The organism is Pseudoduganella rivuli (assembly GCF_009674485.1).
In the GTDB taxonomy this organism is placed as follows: Bacteria; Pseudomonadota; Gammaproteobacteria; order Burkholderiales; family Burkholderiaceae_D; genus Rugamonas; species Rugamonas rivuli_B.
This window is the reverse complement of record NZ_WKJJ01000011.1, coordinates 204,923-219,641: the sequence shown is the minus strand read 5'-3', so window position 1 is coordinate 219,641 and position 14,719 is coordinate 204,923. Positions and strand designations below refer to the sequence as shown.

Genomic DNA, 14,719 nt, shown 5'->3' with positions numbered 1-14,719 from the left:
ATGACGTTCGAAGCACCGCCGTTTGCATCGTTCTGGCAGGCCGGCTATGAAGGGGCGGACCATGTCAACCATGCCGGCCGCCCGCAGGATATGAACCTGGTGACGGGGCATCTGGAACGGGCCCGCGAAGACTATGAGAGGCTGGCGGAGTTCGGCATCCGCACCGTGCGTGAATCCATCGGCTGGCGCCTGGTGGAGCGCAACGGCGTGTTCGACTTTTCCGTCATCGAAGACCGGGCCAGGGCCGCGCAGGAACTGGGCTTGCAGGTGTGCTGGACGTTCTGCCACTATGGCCTGCCGGACGATATCGACCTGTACGCGCCGGAATTCATTACGCGCTTTGCCCGCTACTGCCGCGCCGCGGCGGAATTCCTGGCGCCTTACGTCGGGGACACCCCGGTCTATTCGCCCATCAACGAGATTTCATTCATGTGCTGGGGTTTGTCCGTGCACATGTTCCGCCACAAAAACATGGATCACCCGGACCCGGGCGAGGAAGGCAAGCGCCAGCTGGTGCGCGCCACCATCGCCGGCTGCGATGCCATCCGGGAAGTCGCACCCGGCGCGCGCATCCTGCAGTGCGATCCCGTGATCCACGTGGTGGCGCCGCTGGACCATCCGGAATGGGCCGGGCAGGCCGCCGGCTGGCGCGCATCGCAGTTCGACGCCTGGGACATGCTGTGCGGCGCCCGCGCGCCGGAGCTGGGCGGCGCGCCGAAATACCTGGACATCATCGGCTGCAATTATTACCACTCCAACCAGTGGGAAAGCGGCACCAACGACAGGCTGTGGTGGCACCTCGACCATCCGCGCCGCGAACCGTTGCACCAGATCATGGAAGAACTGTGGCAGCGCTATCAGCGCCCATTGCTGCTGGCTGAAACCAGCCATGTCGGCAGCGGCCGTGGCGTGTGGATACGCGAATGCGCCGAGCAGGCCGCGATGTCGATCGAACGTGGCGTGGACTTCCGTGGCATCTGTCTGTATCCCGTCGTCGACCGGCCGGACTGGGACAACCCCGCGCATTGGCACCGCAGCGGCCTGTGGGACCTCGAATGCGGGATTCAGGGGCCGCCCAACGTATCACTCGACAGGGTCACCGTGGCGCCCTATGCCACGGCCCTGAAACAGGCACAGCGCCTTACCGCGCAGCTGTGCCACTACAACGTCCCGCAAGGGGACACAAGGGAGAGAATCATGCAAACCGTCATCGTGTTCTGCCATCTGCGCTGGAACTTCGTCTACCAGCGGCCGCAGCAGTTGCTGAGCCGGCTGGCGCAGCATTACAAGGTGCTGTTTGTCGAAGAACCGGTCTACGCCGAGGGCCCGGCGGAACTGAAGATGTCGCAGCCGGCGCCGAACCTCACGGTCTGCCAGCCGCACACGCCGATCCACGCGCCCGGGTTTCACGACGACCAGATTGCACTGCTGCTGCCCATGATGGATCAGTTGGCGACGCCCGGCGAGGAACCCATCGTCTGGTTCTATACGCCGATGGCGCTGCCGCTGCTGGCGCCGTTGCATGCGGGCCTGGTGGTGTACGACTGCATGGACGAACTGGCGGCATTCAGCAATCCGCCGAAACAGTTGTTACAGCGCGAGGGCGCGCTGCTCAATATCGCCGACCTCGTGTTTACCGGCGGCCCCAGCCTGTATGAAGCCAAGCGCAGCCGCCATTCCAACGCGCATTGCTTCCCCAGCAGTGTCGACGCGGTGCATTTCGAGCAGGCGCTGGACCGCAGTAACGGCCATCCGCTGCACGACCATATCGGCCGCCCGCGCCTGGGTTTCTATGGCGTCATCGACGAACGCCTCGATGCGCAACTGGTGGCGTTCCTGGCCGATGCGCACGCGGACTGGGAACTGGTCCTGGTCGGCCCGATCGTGAAAATCGACCCCGCATCGTTGCCGCAGCGCCGCAATATCCATTACCTGGGGCAGCAGTCGTACAAGGCGCTGCCGCAGTTCCTGGCCGGATGGGACGTGTGCCTGATGCCGTTCGCGCTGAACGAGGCGACCCGCTTCATCAGTCCGACCAAGGTCCTGGAATACATGGCGGCGCAATTGCCGGTGGTCAGCACGGCCATCCGTGACGTCGAGCAACCCTACGGCGATATCGTGGCGATCGGCCATACGCCGGAGGAATTCCTGGCCCATTGCGAAGCCGCGCTGGCGCAAACGCCGGAACAGACCGCGACGATGGCCGCGCGCATGCGCGATGTCGTTGCCGGCACCTCGTGGGAAAGCACGGTGGACCGGATGCGCCACCTGATGGACACCACGCCGCCTGGACGGCGCGGCACGCGGGCGCCGCCGGGCGAGCGCGCCGCCGCCGATGTGCATGCGCCGGTTGACGGTTCCGATACGCGGGTGCAGGCCCACGGCGCCCAGGGCGCCGCCAGCGTGAATACACTGCGCCGTCCGGCGGCTGGCACACACCGGGGATCGGCCGTGATCATCGGCGGCGGGCCGACCGGCCTGTCCGCCGCCTACCACCTGGGCGCCGACACCGTGCTGCTGGAGCGCAATGCGACTGTCGGCGGCTGGTGCCGCTCGATCCAGGACAACGGCTTCACGTTCGATCACGCGGGCCACATCATGTTTTCCAACGATCCGTATGTATTGAAACTGTACGACGTGCTGCTGGGCGATAACCAGCACTGGCAGATGCGCGAAGCCTGGGTGTACAGCAAGCAGGTGTTTACGCGCTATCCGTTCCAGGGAGCGTTGTATGGCTTGCCTCCGGATGTGATCAAGGAATGCATCGTCGGCGCCATCGAGGCGCGCTATGGGAATGCGGAGGCCGCCAAGCCTGCCGGCTGCGCGTTGCCGGACGTCGAGGATTGCTGTGCCGACGGCACCACGGATACCGCCAATGCTTCGCACAGCGCGGTGCAGCCCGGGCCACGGAATTTCGAGGAATTCATCTACAAGGTGTGGGGGGCGGGGATTGCCAGGCACTTTGCGATTCCCTACAACCGCAAGCTGTGGACCGTGCCGCTGAGCGAGATGGAAACGTCGTGGCTGGGCGGCCGGGTGCCGCTGCCGGACCTGGGAGAAATCATCGACGGCGCGCTGCAGCCCGTGCCACGCCCGATGGGACCGAATGCGCGCTTCGGTTATCCGCGCCGGGGAGGTTTCCAGGCGCTGATGAACGGGTTCCTGCCGCATATCAAGGGCCGGATCGAGCTGGATGCGGACGTGGCGCAAGTGCTGCCCGCCGAGAAAACCGTGGCGCTGCGCGACGGCCGCCGCTTCCAGTATGACCAGTTGATCAGCACCATGCCGCTGCCGGAGCTGGTGAAGCTGATCGGCGCCCAGGCGCCGGCCCATGTCCGTGCCGCGGCGCAGGGGCTGCGCCATATCTCGATCCGCTGCGTGAATATCGGCATCGGCCGTGAAAACGTCACCGACAAGCACTGGATCTACTATCCGGAAGACACGATATTCCACCGCATCTTCGTGCAGGGCAACGCCAGTCCGGAATGCAACGCCCCCGGCGGCTTCGGCATCACGTGTGAAATCTCGTATTCGCCGTGGAAGCCGCTTCCCATCGATGGCGAGGAACTGGTGCGGCGCTGCATTGCCGACTGCATCAAGGTCGGCATGATGACACCGGAAGACACGGTACTGACGACCAGCCTGGTCGACATGCCTTATGCCTACGTGGTGTATGACCATGCCCGTGCGCAGAACGTGAAGACCGTGCGCGAGTGGCTGGCCCGGCACGACATTATCCTGGCGGGCCGCTACAGCGAGTGGGAGTACTACAACTCGGACCACGCCTTCCTGGCCGGCAAAAAAGCGGCGGAGACCGTACAGGAATTGCAGCGGCGCGACCGCGGCAGGCAGGGCGCCGGTGACGGAGGCCATGGCGGCGAAGCCGTGGCGCTGTCCGCCGCCGCGTTTGCCGCGTCGGGCGCGGTCGGCGTGGCCGGCACGGTCGGCGTCAACGCCGCACGGCGGGATGATCTCTGAGGAAAGGCGCCGCCATGAAAATCACTGAAGTGACAACCTACCGCGTGCCGCCGCGCTGGATGTTCGTCAAAATCGAGACGGATGAAGGCGTGGCGGGTTGGGGCGAACCGGTTATCGAAGGCAAGGCCCGCACGGTGGAAACCGCCGTGCATGAACTGGCGGTCTACATCATGGGCCAGGACCCGTCGCGCATCAACGACCTGTGGCAGGTCATGTACCGCGGGGGCTTTTACCGAGGCGGCGCCATCCTGATGAGCGCGATTGCCGGCATCGACCAGGCGCTCTGGGATATCAAGGGCAAGGTGCTGGGCGTGCCGGTCTACCAGTTGCTGGGCGGCCTGGTGCGCGACCGCATGAAAACTTACAGCTGGGTCGGTGGCGACCGGCCGGGCGACATCATTGCCAACATCAACACCATGCGCGAAGCGGGCATCGATACCTTCAAGATGAACGGCACGGAAGAGCTGCGCATCGTCGACAACGCCAGGGCCGTCGATGCCGCCGTGGCGCGCATAGCCGGGATACGCGAAGCCTTCGGCACCGACATCGAATTCGGCATCGATTTCCATGGCCGTGTCGCGGCGCCGATGGCAAAAGTCCTGCTGCGGGAACTGGAACCTTTCCGTCCATTGTTTGTCGAGGAACCGGTACTGGCCGAGCAGGCGGAGTACTATCCGCGCCTCGCCGACTCGACATCGATACCGCTGGCGGCGGGCGAGCGCATGTTTTCCCGCTTCGAGTTCAAGCACGTGTTCGAACGGGGCGGGATCGCCATCGTGCAGCCGGACCTGTCGCATGCGGGCGGCATCACCGAGTGCCTGCGCATTGCCGGCATGGCCGAAGCGTACGACATCGCACTGGCGCCCCATTGTCCGTTGGGGCCGGTGGCGCTGGCGGCCTGCCTGCAGATCGACTTCGTCTCGCACAATGCCGTGCTGCAGGAGCAGAGCATGGGCATCCATTACAACAAGGGCGCCGAATTGCTGGACTACGTCACCAATCCGGAAGACTTCCGCCTGGAGCAGGGCTATATCGCGCCGCTGCCCAAGCCCGGCCTCGGTGTCGACATGGACGAAGACCGGATCATCGCAGCCAGCCGCCACGCGCCGGACTGGCGCAACCCGCTGTGGCGCCACCCGGACGGCAGCGTCGCCGAGTGGTGACCGAACATCGTTGACGCAGGCCCGGGTACTGACCGGGCTTGCAGGGAGTAACACCATGCGGGGAGATGTGCCGGACGTGCGGCTGGTCGGCATCGACTGGGGGACAACCAACCGGCGCGCGTATGTGCTGGACAGCACTGGTGACTGCGTGCGCAAACATGAAGACGATCAGGGCGTCATGGCGTGCAACGGCCGCTTCGAGCATGCGCTGCAAGCCTTGCTGGTGGAATTGCGCGCATCGCCCTCCACGCCGGTACTCATGTCCGGCATGGTGGGCAGCGCACTGGGCTGGCAGCAGGTTCCTTACCTGGACTGCAAGGTGCCTTTGCAGCAGTTGCCTGCCGAGGCGGTACCGGTGCAGGGCGCGCCGGCGGGGTGTAACTGGCGCATCGTTCCGGGCTATTGCTGCCGCGATGGCGGCACCGACGTCATGCGTGGCGAGGAGACCCAGCTGCTGGGCGCAGTGCTGATCGGCCACCGGGACGGCTGGGTCATCCTGCCCGGTACGCACAGCAAATGGGCGTTGCTGCGCCAGGGGAAAGTCGTACGGCTGGCGACCTATATGACAGGTGAGCTGTTTTCCCTGTTGTCGGCGCACGGCACGCTCTCGCCGCTGATGGAAACAGGGCTGGCCGATAATCCTGCCGGCCTGGCTGCCGGCGTGGCGCTGGCGCGGCGTGGCGGTCCGCTATCGCGCGCGCTGTTTTCCATCCGCGCCCGCGTGGTGGCCGGTGACATGCCGGCGACGCAGGCCCGGGCCTGCGTCAGCGGCCTGCTGATCGGCGCCGAATTCGCGGCGGCGGACAGGGAAAACAGCCGCGACCCCAGTGCCGCCGCGGTGCGCCTGATCGCGTCGCCGGCATTGAGCAGCATGTACGGCGAGGTGGCCGCCCTCTTCAATATGCGGGCAACGCTGCTCGATCCCGACATGGTGTACTGCGCGGCGCTGGCTGAATTTTTGAAGAGTGGAGTCGTGTAATGAACCCTGTCCTGTTTGATCCGCCACTGGTGGCGATATTGCGCGGACTGACGCCGGACGAGGCGCCGATGGCTGGCGACGTGCTGTTTGGCGCGGGCTTTCGCATGATCGAGGTGCCGCTGAACCGGCCCCGGGCGCTGGAATGCATCGCCATCCTGGCGAAAATGAAGCCCGCCGATGCGATTGTCGGTGGCGGCACCATGTTGACGGTGGCCGATGTCGATGCCGTGCATGCGGCCGGCGGGCGCCTGATGGTGGCGCCGAATTGCGACAAGGCGGTGATTGCCCGGGCGGCCAGCCTGAACATGCTGGTGGCGCCGGGCGTCGCCACGCCGACCGAAGCCTTTGCCGCGCTGGCGGCCGGCGCCGGCGCACTGAAGCTGTTCCCGGCCGAGACCGTGGGAACTGGCGGCCTGAGCGCACTGAAATCCGTACTGCCACCGGATATTCCGCTGTGGCCGGTGGGCGGAATTACACCCGAAAACATGCCGGCCTGGCTGAGAGCCGGCGCAACTGGTTTCGGTCTCGGCAGCCAGCTGTACCGGCCCGGACAGGGGCGAGAGGCCCTGGAGCTCAGCGCGGCGGAATTTGTCGCGGCCTGGCAGGAGCGGCTGGCCGGCGGGTGACGGGAACGGAATGCGGATAATGACTGTCCAGGACATAAGTTGATCCTGAGGCAATGTGTGTTGCAAATCCGCCATAGTGGAAATGTGTGAGGATTCACTATGTGTTGATGGAGCACAATGCTTCTGCCGCATTTTCATGCGGGCTCATCGGGAGCATCCTATGCCTGTTCCGCTTCATCCTGCCGCACTTGTCATTGCCGCCGATCACCTCCAGCGGGAGCGTACCCGGCAGCTGCTGGAACAACTGGGCGCGCAGGTGGAGGAGGCCGGCGACAGCCTGCAGGGATTGTCGCTGGCCGAAGCCATGTTGCCGGACATTGTCGTGCTGGACATGGCCATGCCGGAGGTGGACGGCTACACGGTATGCCGCACCATCAGGAAGCTGCCGCACGGGCAATCCGTGCCCGTGCTGGCCCTGCTGGCGCCGAATGACAGCCATGCCATCGATGCGGCCTATGACGCCGGGGCCACCGACTGCCTGTGCAAACCGGTCTGTCCGACGCTGTTCAGGCGCCGGGTCCGGTACCTGCTCGACACCCGCCACTGCCTGCACGTACTGGCGGCCCGCGAAGCCCAGTTGAGCCGGGCGCAAAGCATCGCGGCGGTGGGGAGCTGGTACTGGGACATCATCGGCCACAAGATCCACCTTTCCGACGAAATGCGCCGGTTGTACTGGGTCGGCGACGAGGCGCTCGACGCCAGTGTCGAAGCATTGCTGCGGCCGGTGCATCCGGAAGACCGGCCGCTGCTCGAACTTGCGCTGCTCAATGCCTTGCGGCTGGGCGTGCCTTTTGACGTCGAATACCGTCTGCTGGGCGCCAACGGCGTGCAGCGCCACGTGCAGGGAAAATGCGAGGTCGCCATGACGCCGGCGCACCAGCCGCTGCGCATGTATGGCACGGTGCAGGATATTACCGACCGCAAGCTGCAGGAAACACGGGCGCTGCGCATGGCGAACTATGACGTGCTCACCGACGTGCCGAACCGTAACCTGCTGAACGACCGGGTGACGCAGGCGATCGCCCAGGCCCACCGTACCGGCCAGCATATCGTCATGTGCTGCCTCGACCTGGATGGCTTCACCTACATTAACAACAGCTTTGGCTACGCCGCCGGCGATACGCTGCTGCGCCAGGTGGCGGCGCGCCTCAAGGATGCGCTGCGCGAATGCGATACGGTGGCGCGCCTGGGCGGCGGCGAGTTCGTGGTGGTGATGCATAGCGTGGCCGCCAGCGTGTCGGTCGGTGCGCTGACCCAGAAAGTGCTGGGCCGGTTTGCCGCGCCGTTTGCCGTCGATGGCCATGAATTGTATGTGACCGCCAGCATGGGCATCAGCGTCTTCCCGCAGGATGGCGACAGCTGCGACGCCTTGCTGCGCTGTGCGGACGCCGCCCTGCACGCGGCAAAAGGGCGGGGCCGCAATTGCGCCGAGTTTTACACGCGCAAGATGGGCGCTGATGCGGAGCGCCACCTGATGCTGCAGAGCGCCATGCGCACGGCGCTGGCGCATGGCGAATTCGAGCTGTGCTATCAACCCAAGGTGGCATTGCCGGACGGGCAAATGTTCGGGATGGAAGCGCTGCTGCGCTGGCGCCGTCCCGGCCACGGCGTCGTGCCGCCGGCGGAATTCATCCCGCTGGCCGAGGAAACGGGCGCCATTGTCGCTATCGGCGAATGGGTGCTGCGCACCGCGTGCAACCAGTTGCGCCGCTGGCATGACCAGGGGTATACGCGGCTGACCATGGCGGTGAACTTGTCGGGCCGCCAGTTCGCGCGCCAGGACGTCCCGGCGTTGATCCGGCAAGTCCTGGCCGACACCGGGGTGCCGGCCGCGTCGCTGGAACTGGAGCTGACGGAAAGCATCCTGATGAGCGAAGGGACGGCGGTCACGGATGCGCTGTTGCAGCTGAAAGACATCGGCGTGACCCTGGCGCTGGACGATTTCGGCACCGGCTATTCGAGCCTGTCCTACCTGAAACGGTTCCCCATCGATGTGCTGAAGATCGACCGTTCGTTCATCACGGATCTGGCGTCCGATGCGGAAAATGCGTCGCTGACCCGGACCATTATCCTGATGGCTCAGTCGCTGCACATGAAAACCGTGGCCGAGGGGGTGGAAAGCGTGGCGCAGTTGAGCTTTCTGAGACGCTGCAAGTGCGACGCCTTCCAGGGATATTTTTTCAGCAAGCCGCTGGACGCGGAAGGGGTGACGGGCCTGCTGCGCGACCGGCGCTGCCTGCCGGCGGTGGTGCGCCATCAGCGCGGACGCCAGACGCTGCTGATCGTGCATGAAGAGCAGCAGGTGGTCGATGCGCTGGCCGCCATGCTGGAGAACGATGGCTACCAGATCCTGGGCGCCACCACGCCGGCCTACGCCTTCGAGTGCCTGGCCGTCCACCCGGTCCAGGTGATCCTGTGCGCGCTGCGCCTGCCCCAGATGGGCGGCACCGAGCTGCTGGAACGCGTCAAGAAAATGAGCCCGGAGACCATACGCGTCCTGCTGGCCGAACACCGCGATCTCGATGCCGTGCTCGATGCGATCAACCGTGGCACCGCTTACCGGTTTTGCAGCAAACCCTGGGACGAACACCGGTTGCGCGATAACCTGCGCGACGCGTTCCGCCACCAGTCGGCGCTGTATGCGCGTGGCGCGCCCGGCCCGGACGTGCCCGCCGATGCGGACGAGGCCGACTTTTTTACGGGCGGGCTGGCAGCCGCATACGTGGCGCCGGTACAGGAAGACCGCGGTTGAGCGGATAGGGCAGGCATTGCTGGCGAGGATAATGGGCGGCGCCACCGCCGCCAAGGTAACCCGGTGGGCCAGCGTTAAATTCGGCGGCGGCGGCTACGTGCCCGGGCTGATCTATCATCCGACCAGTCCGGACGTGCTGTACGCGCGCCGACATCGGCGGCGCCTACCGCTGGGACGCCGCCACCAGCTCGTGGGTGGCGATCACCGATATGTTCGGCCCCACCGAGGGCTTCTACCATGGCAGCGAAACCATGGCGCTCGATCCGACCGACGACAAGCGCGTCTACATGAGCGCCGGCATGTACCTGGGCGACAGCCCGAACGCGCGCCTGTACATTTCCACCGACCGCGGCGACAACTGGCAATTCGTGAACCTGCCATTCTCGGCCGGCAGCAACAACCAGGGCCGCGCCGTCGGCGAGCGCCTGATGGTCGTCCCCAACAAGCCGTCGATCCTGTTCTAAGCCACGCGCGCCAGCGGCATGTGGAAGAGCACTGACTACGGCCAGACCTGGAACCAGGTGTCGTCGCTGTCCACGCACGTCATGACCAAGGATGAAATCAACGCTTCGTACTGGAGCAGCCCGGTCGGCTTCGAACAGGTGATCTTCGACACCAATACCAAGGGCACCGGCACCGCCACGCAGACCATCTATACGGCCGTGGCGCCGGACTATGCCAATGTGTCGGGCCTGTCGTACAACCTGTACAAGACCACCGACGGCGGCGCGACCTGGACTGGCATCGCCGTGCCCGACGACGTGAAGGGCTTTATCGTCCCGCACATGGTGCGCAACAAGGACGGCATAATGTACGTGGCCTTCACCAAGGATGTCGGCCCAGGCGCCGGCGGCCCGGCGCGGCTGTACAAGTTCGACGGCGCCAACTGGACCTTGCTGAAGAAATACGACACCCAGCAATGGGTCAACTTCGGCATGGGCGGCCTGTCCGTGTCCGGCACCGGCGCCACCACCCGCATCGCGCTGGGCGTGACCAATTCCTGGGGCAATTACGATGGCCAGCCGGTGGTGCAGCTGTCCGACGACGCGGGCGCCACGTGGCGCGAGATTTCCGCCATGGCCCCGCACACCGGCATCGATGGCGGCGTGTCCGGCTGGATCGACGACGTCGAGATCGACCCGAAAAACCCGGAACACATCCTGCACGTGCATGGCGGCGGCGTATGGGAAACCAAGAACGCGTCGGCGGCCAAGCCCACGTGGACCGACGCTTCGCTGGGCATCGAGGAAGTGGCCACCAAGGCGCTGACGGCGCCGCCACCGGGCGCCAACTACACGCTGCTGCGCGCGGCGCTGGACGTCGGCACTGCCGTGCAGACGGAATTGTTCAAGTCGCCCACGCGCGGCTCGTGGGGCATGTTCAACAGCACGTACGGGGTCGACATGGCGTGGTCCAACCCGGCCTATATCGCCACCACCGGTAGCCCCGGCTGGAACACGCCGAACGTGGCCGGTGCGTATTCCACCGATTCCGGCGTCACGTGGAAAGCGTTCCCGACCAACCACCCGGACGCGATCGGCAACACCAGCGATGCGGCCAACCTGGCCGTCACGAAGACCGGCAACGTGATCTGGGCCCCGTCGCACGCGGCGCCGGCCTATACCACCGACAATGGCGTGACCTGGACCTATACCAACCTGCCGGCCCTGAACCACATGGGCATCGACCGCGCCTACAAGGTGGTGGCCGACCGCAAGAACCCGAACAAGGTGTATGCCTACAACTCGGGCGGCGCATGGTGGACGCAATGGGGCGAGACCGCGCACTTCTACACGTCGACCGACGGCGGCCACACGTTCACGGAAAGCAGCACCTTCCCGTCCAAGACCTGGACCGTCGACTTCTTCGCGTCGTCGGTGGCGGTCAACCCGAACGCGGAAGGCGACATCTGGGTGGCGGACGGCCTGAACGTCCTGCACTCGACCGACTCTGGTGCGACCTGGACCAAGCTCAACGTGACCACGCCGATCTGGGGCAATGGCTACTGGACGCCTGACGTGTATGGCGCCACGTCGATCGCGCTGGGCAAGGCGCCCGCCGGCGCGAAATACTCGTCGTCGATCTACCTCGCCGGCGTCATAGGCGGCGTGTGGGGCGTGCACCGCTCCGACGATGGCGGCGTGACGTGGACCCGCTTCAACGACGACAAGCACCAGTTCGGCGGCATGGGCACGCTGGCGGCCGACCAGACCGTGCCGGGACGCCTGTACCTGAGCGGCGGCGGCCGCGGCGTCCTGTTCAGCTACTGATCCCATTCGGAGAGAAAACAAATGAAAGCAATGACATTGAAAACCATCGCGGCCGCCCTGGTCCTGGGGCTGGGTACGGCGGCCGGCAGCGCCGGCGCCGCCGTCCTGACGTTTGACGGCCTGGCTGAATTCGTGGTGTATGGCAACAGCGGCGCGCTGCCGGCCAACATGAGCTATGACGGCAAGAACCTGACCTACCAGGAGTCGGGCTTCTTGCTGACACTGAACGCGCCCGAATCGGCGGCCGGCGATGCCCATATCGGCGACGGCACGTTCGAGCCGCAGACCTACAACTGGCATGACGGCATGGAGAACGGTTCCGGCACGTACGCCACGTTGACCCGGGTTGGCGGCGGCATGTTCAACCTGCTCGGTTTCGACTACTACACCGACTGGAGCGCGCTGTCGGCCAATGGCAACCAGGTCGGCGTGCTGGAAGGCGCCGGCACCTGGAACACGGCGCTGAACGGCATCAGCGAACTGCGCCTGGGTTCGGGCGCGTTCAACCAGCTCGACAACGTCGCCGTGGAAAACGCGGACGGCTCGGTGCCGCTGCCGGGCAGCCTGCCGCTGATGCTGGGCGGCCTGGGCGCCTGCGCCGTGGTGCGCCGACGGCGGCAGTAAGGCCCGGCATGAAAGAACCGGCTCTGCAATGAGCCGGTTTTTTTTGGGGGCGGGAGATATCGATAACAATTATGGCATCGATGACGAGCTAAATACGATCGCTCGGCCGGCAAAGAACACTTATACTGCCAGCAATTTGGCAATATGCGCGCCACGGCGCACGTTCTGGAAAAGGGAATCGTATGGGCACATCGAGATGGGCGCGTCGCGGATGGACCGCATTGGCATATGCCACCGTCGTGCTGGGCGCTTCCATTGCGCAGGCTGCGGACTATTCGCGTTATCTGCTGGTGCACTTCACCGGCGAGTCGCCCGATGGCGAGCAGATTCATTTTGCCGGCAGCGATGATGGCTACCGCTGGACAGACTTGAACGGCTCGCGGCCAGTTTTGAAGTCGAACCTGGGGGAAAAAGGGGTGCGCGACCCGTCCATCGTGCGCTCGGCCGACGGCAAGAAATTCTGGATTCTGGCGACAGACCTGCGCATTGCCAGCCAAAAGGGCTGGGCCGCCGCGATGCATCAGGGCAGCACCGCGATCGTGATCTGGGAATCGGCGGATCTGGTGAACTGGTCGGCGCCGCGCCTGGTTGACATTGCCGGCGGCATCGACAAGGCCGGCTGCGCGTGGGCGCCGGAGGCAATCTTCGACGAGGCATCGGGCGACTACATGGTGTATTGGACCACCATCTCGCCTGCCGGCGGCATCGACAAGCCGCGCATCTATGCTTCGCGCACGCGCGACTTCATCAATTTCACACCCGCGCAACTGTACATCGACCGCCCCGGAGCAGCCGGCCTGATCGATACGCAGATCGTCAAGGACGACAGCCCCGCTTCGCGTTACCGCTACTATCGCGCGTCGGGTGACGGGGAAATCACGATCGAGGGCAGCAACAAGCTGGTGGGCGACTGGAATACGCTCGGCAATCTGCGCGCTGTCGGGCTGACCGGCAAGGACGTCGAGGGACCCATTTTGTTCCGCCTGACAGGGAAGGGCGAGTGGGGCTTGTGGGTGGACCAGTACCGCACGGGGGGCGGCTACCTCGCGCTCGCCACGTCCGACCTGTCGCGGCCTGAGACGTTCCGCCTGGCCGATCCCCTCGCAATTTCATATGGCGCAAGCAAAAAGCGGCATGGTTCGATCCTGAACATCACTGAAGCGGAATACCGGCGGGTGTTGGCAAAGTGGCCCGTGGCGCCTGGGTAGTCCGCTACTATCTCGTAACGGTATAGCTCACGCGCAAATCCGCATAGCTCGCGGCGATAGCGTGCCAATAAAATAAGGTTTGCGAATTGCTGCGCCAGCCGCCGCGCGCACGCGCTAACCGAACCCGGATACCTCCATGTTGATACAACGGCGGAATAACCCTGTCGCGACCTTGCGCCGCGCCGCCGTCGCAACCTGCGCAGCGCTGGCGGTCCTGGCAACGCCGGCAGCATGGGCCGGGCAATTCAATGTGCTGGTATTCAGCAAGACCGCCGGCTGGCACCACGACGCCATCCCCGCCGGCGTGGAGGCGATCCGCAACCTGGGCAAGCTGCACGATTTCGACGTGTTCTGGACCGAGGACGCGAACCGCGCCATGAATGACACGGAACTGCCCAAATACCAGGCCGTGGTGTTCCTGCTCACCACCGGGGATATCCTCGACGAGCGACAGCAGGCGGCATTCGAGCGCTATATCCAGTCCGGCGGCGGCTTCGTCGGCGTGCACAGTGCGGCCGACACGGAAGCCGGCTGGCCGTGGTACACGCGCATGGTGGGCCACATGTTTTATATCCACCCGGCGGTGCAGACCGCCGTGTTGAAGGTGGAGGACCGCAACTTTCCCGGCATGGAGCGCCTTGCCCCCCGATCGCTGGTCACCGACGAATGGTATGAATTCGGCCCGGCCCTGTCCGGCCAGCTGCATTACTTGCTGACCGTGGACGAATCGACATACCAGCCGGAGGCGCGCTGGCCGCCGAAACACGGCAAGGGGATGGGGGCGTTCCATCCCGTCAGCTGGTACCAGCATTACGACCATGGCCGCGCCTTCTACACGGCGCGGGGCCACCTGCCGGCCACGTATGCCGACGAGGCGTTCCTGCATCACCTGTATGGCGGTATTTACTGGGCGGCCACGGGGCGTACTTTCAAGGCGGAGTAAGGGGCATCGCGTCCTGACGCGCCGCAATGCCGCGCAAGCGCTCCCTCTCCGAAAAAAATTCGGTGGACACGCAGCAAACAAAGGACTAGGATTGGTTATCGATAACATTTTGCAGTTGTCGAAAATTCCGGCATAACCGGTGCCACAAGGCTTGCCGCGCTGGACATTATGCACGC

10 protein-coding genes are annotated in these 14,719 nt (G+C 65.0%); all 10 read left to right on the top strand.

What is annotated here, in order from left to right; all coding sequences use genetic code 11:
- The 10 genes from GJ700_RS18735 (at window position 1) to GJ700_RS18695 (ending at window position 14,543) form a co-directional block, all read left to right on the top strand.
- Entirely contained in the window at window positions 1-3,978 is a 3,978-nt protein-coding gene (locus GJ700_RS18735; protein WP_154376622.1) for an NAD(P)-binding protein, read from the top strand.
- A gap of 14 nt (window positions 3,979-3,992) precedes the next feature.
- Complete coding sequence (gene dgoD / locus GJ700_RS18730; protein WP_154376620.1) at window positions 3,993-5,141, top strand: galactonate dehydratase; 1,149 nt, start codon at window positions 3,993-3,995, stop codon at window positions 5,139-5,141.
- Between the two features lie 55 nt (window positions 5,142-5,196).
- Complete coding sequence (locus GJ700_RS18725) at window positions 5,197-6,120, top strand: 2-dehydro-3-deoxygalactonokinase (protein WP_154376618.1); 924 nt, start codon at window positions 5,197-5,199, stop codon at window positions 6,118-6,120.
- The gene (locus tag GJ700_RS18720) at window positions 6,120-6,746 is read left to right on the top strand and encodes a 2-dehydro-3-deoxy-6-phosphogalactonate aldolase (protein WP_154376616.1); all 627 of its coding nucleotides are present in this window, start codon (window positions 6,120-6,122) and stop codon (window positions 6,744-6,746) included. Before GJ700_RS18725 ends, GJ700_RS18720 begins: the two co-directional genes overlap by 1 nt.
- 160 nt (window positions 6,747-6,906) lie before the next feature.
- Complete coding sequence (locus GJ700_RS18715; protein WP_195763936.1) at window positions 6,907-9,498, top strand: EAL domain-containing protein; 2,592 nt, start codon at window positions 6,907-6,909, stop codon at window positions 9,496-9,498.
- A 209-nt stretch (window positions 9,499-9,707) separates the two neighbouring features.
- Window positions 9,708-9,962 carry a hypothetical protein gene (locus GJ700_RS35555; RefSeq protein WP_229507096.1) on the top strand — a complete coding sequence of 85 codons (255 nt, stop codon included), beginning with the start codon at window positions 9,708-9,710 and terminating at the stop codon, window positions 9,960-9,962.
- An 18-nt stretch (window positions 9,963-9,980) separates the two neighbouring features.
- Window positions 9,981-11,768, top strand: coding sequence for a WD40/YVTN/BNR-like repeat-containing protein (locus GJ700_RS18710; protein ID WP_229507095.1), 1,788 nt, complete (start codon window positions 9,981-9,983; stop codon window positions 11,766-11,768).
- A 21-nt stretch (window positions 11,769-11,789) separates the two neighbouring features.
- A complete protein-coding gene (locus tag GJ700_RS18705; RefSeq protein ID WP_154376612.1) occupies window positions 11,790-12,392 on the top strand; it encodes a VPLPA-CTERM sorting domain-containing protein in 603 nt (200 codons plus the stop codon).
- A 221-nt stretch (window positions 12,393-12,613) separates the two neighbouring features.
- On the top strand, window positions 12,614-13,600 hold the full coding sequence (locus tag GJ700_RS18700) for a glycoside hydrolase family 43 protein (RefSeq protein WP_154376610.1): 987 nt from the start codon (window positions 12,614-12,616) through the stop codon (window positions 13,598-13,600).
- Window positions 13,601-13,736: 136 nt separating this feature from the next.
- A complete protein-coding gene (locus GJ700_RS18695; protein WP_154376608.1) occupies window positions 13,737-14,543 on the top strand; it encodes a ThuA domain-containing protein in 807 nt (268 codons plus the stop codon).
- Window positions 14,544-14,719: the final 176 nt, after the last annotated feature.

Coding starts and splice junctions, on each gene's coding strand:
- dgoD (WP_154376620.1), top strand. CDS start 3,993: ATGAAAATCACTGAAGTGACAACCTACCGCGTGCCGCCGCGCTGGATG.
- GJ700_RS35555 (WP_229507096.1), top strand. CDS start 9,708: ATGTTCGGCCCCACCGAGGGCTTCTACCATGGCAGCGAAACCATGGCG.
- GJ700_RS18710 (WP_229507095.1), top strand. CDS start 9,981: ATGTGGAAGAGCACTGACTACGGCCAGACCTGGAACCAGGTGTCGTCG.
- GJ700_RS18715 (WP_195763936.1), top strand. CDS start 6,907: ATGCCTGTTCCGCTTCATCCTGCCGCACTTGTCATTGCCGCCGATCAC.
- GJ700_RS18735 (WP_154376622.1), top strand. CDS start 1: ATGACGTTCGAAGCACCGCCGTTTGCATCGTTCTGGCAGGCCGGCTAT.
- GJ700_RS18695 (WP_154376608.1), top strand. CDS start 13,737: ATGTTGATACAACGGCGGAATAACCCTGTCGCGACCTTGCGCCGCGCC.
- GJ700_RS18705 (WP_154376612.1), top strand. CDS start 11,790: ATGAAAGCAATGACATTGAAAACCATCGCGGCCGCCCTGGTCCTGGGG.
- GJ700_RS18725 (WP_154376618.1), top strand. CDS start 5,197: ATGCGGGGAGATGTGCCGGACGTGCGGCTGGTCGGCATCGACTGGGGG.
- GJ700_RS18720 (WP_154376616.1), top strand. CDS start 6,120: ATGAACCCTGTCCTGTTTGATCCGCCACTGGTGGCGATATTGCGCGGA.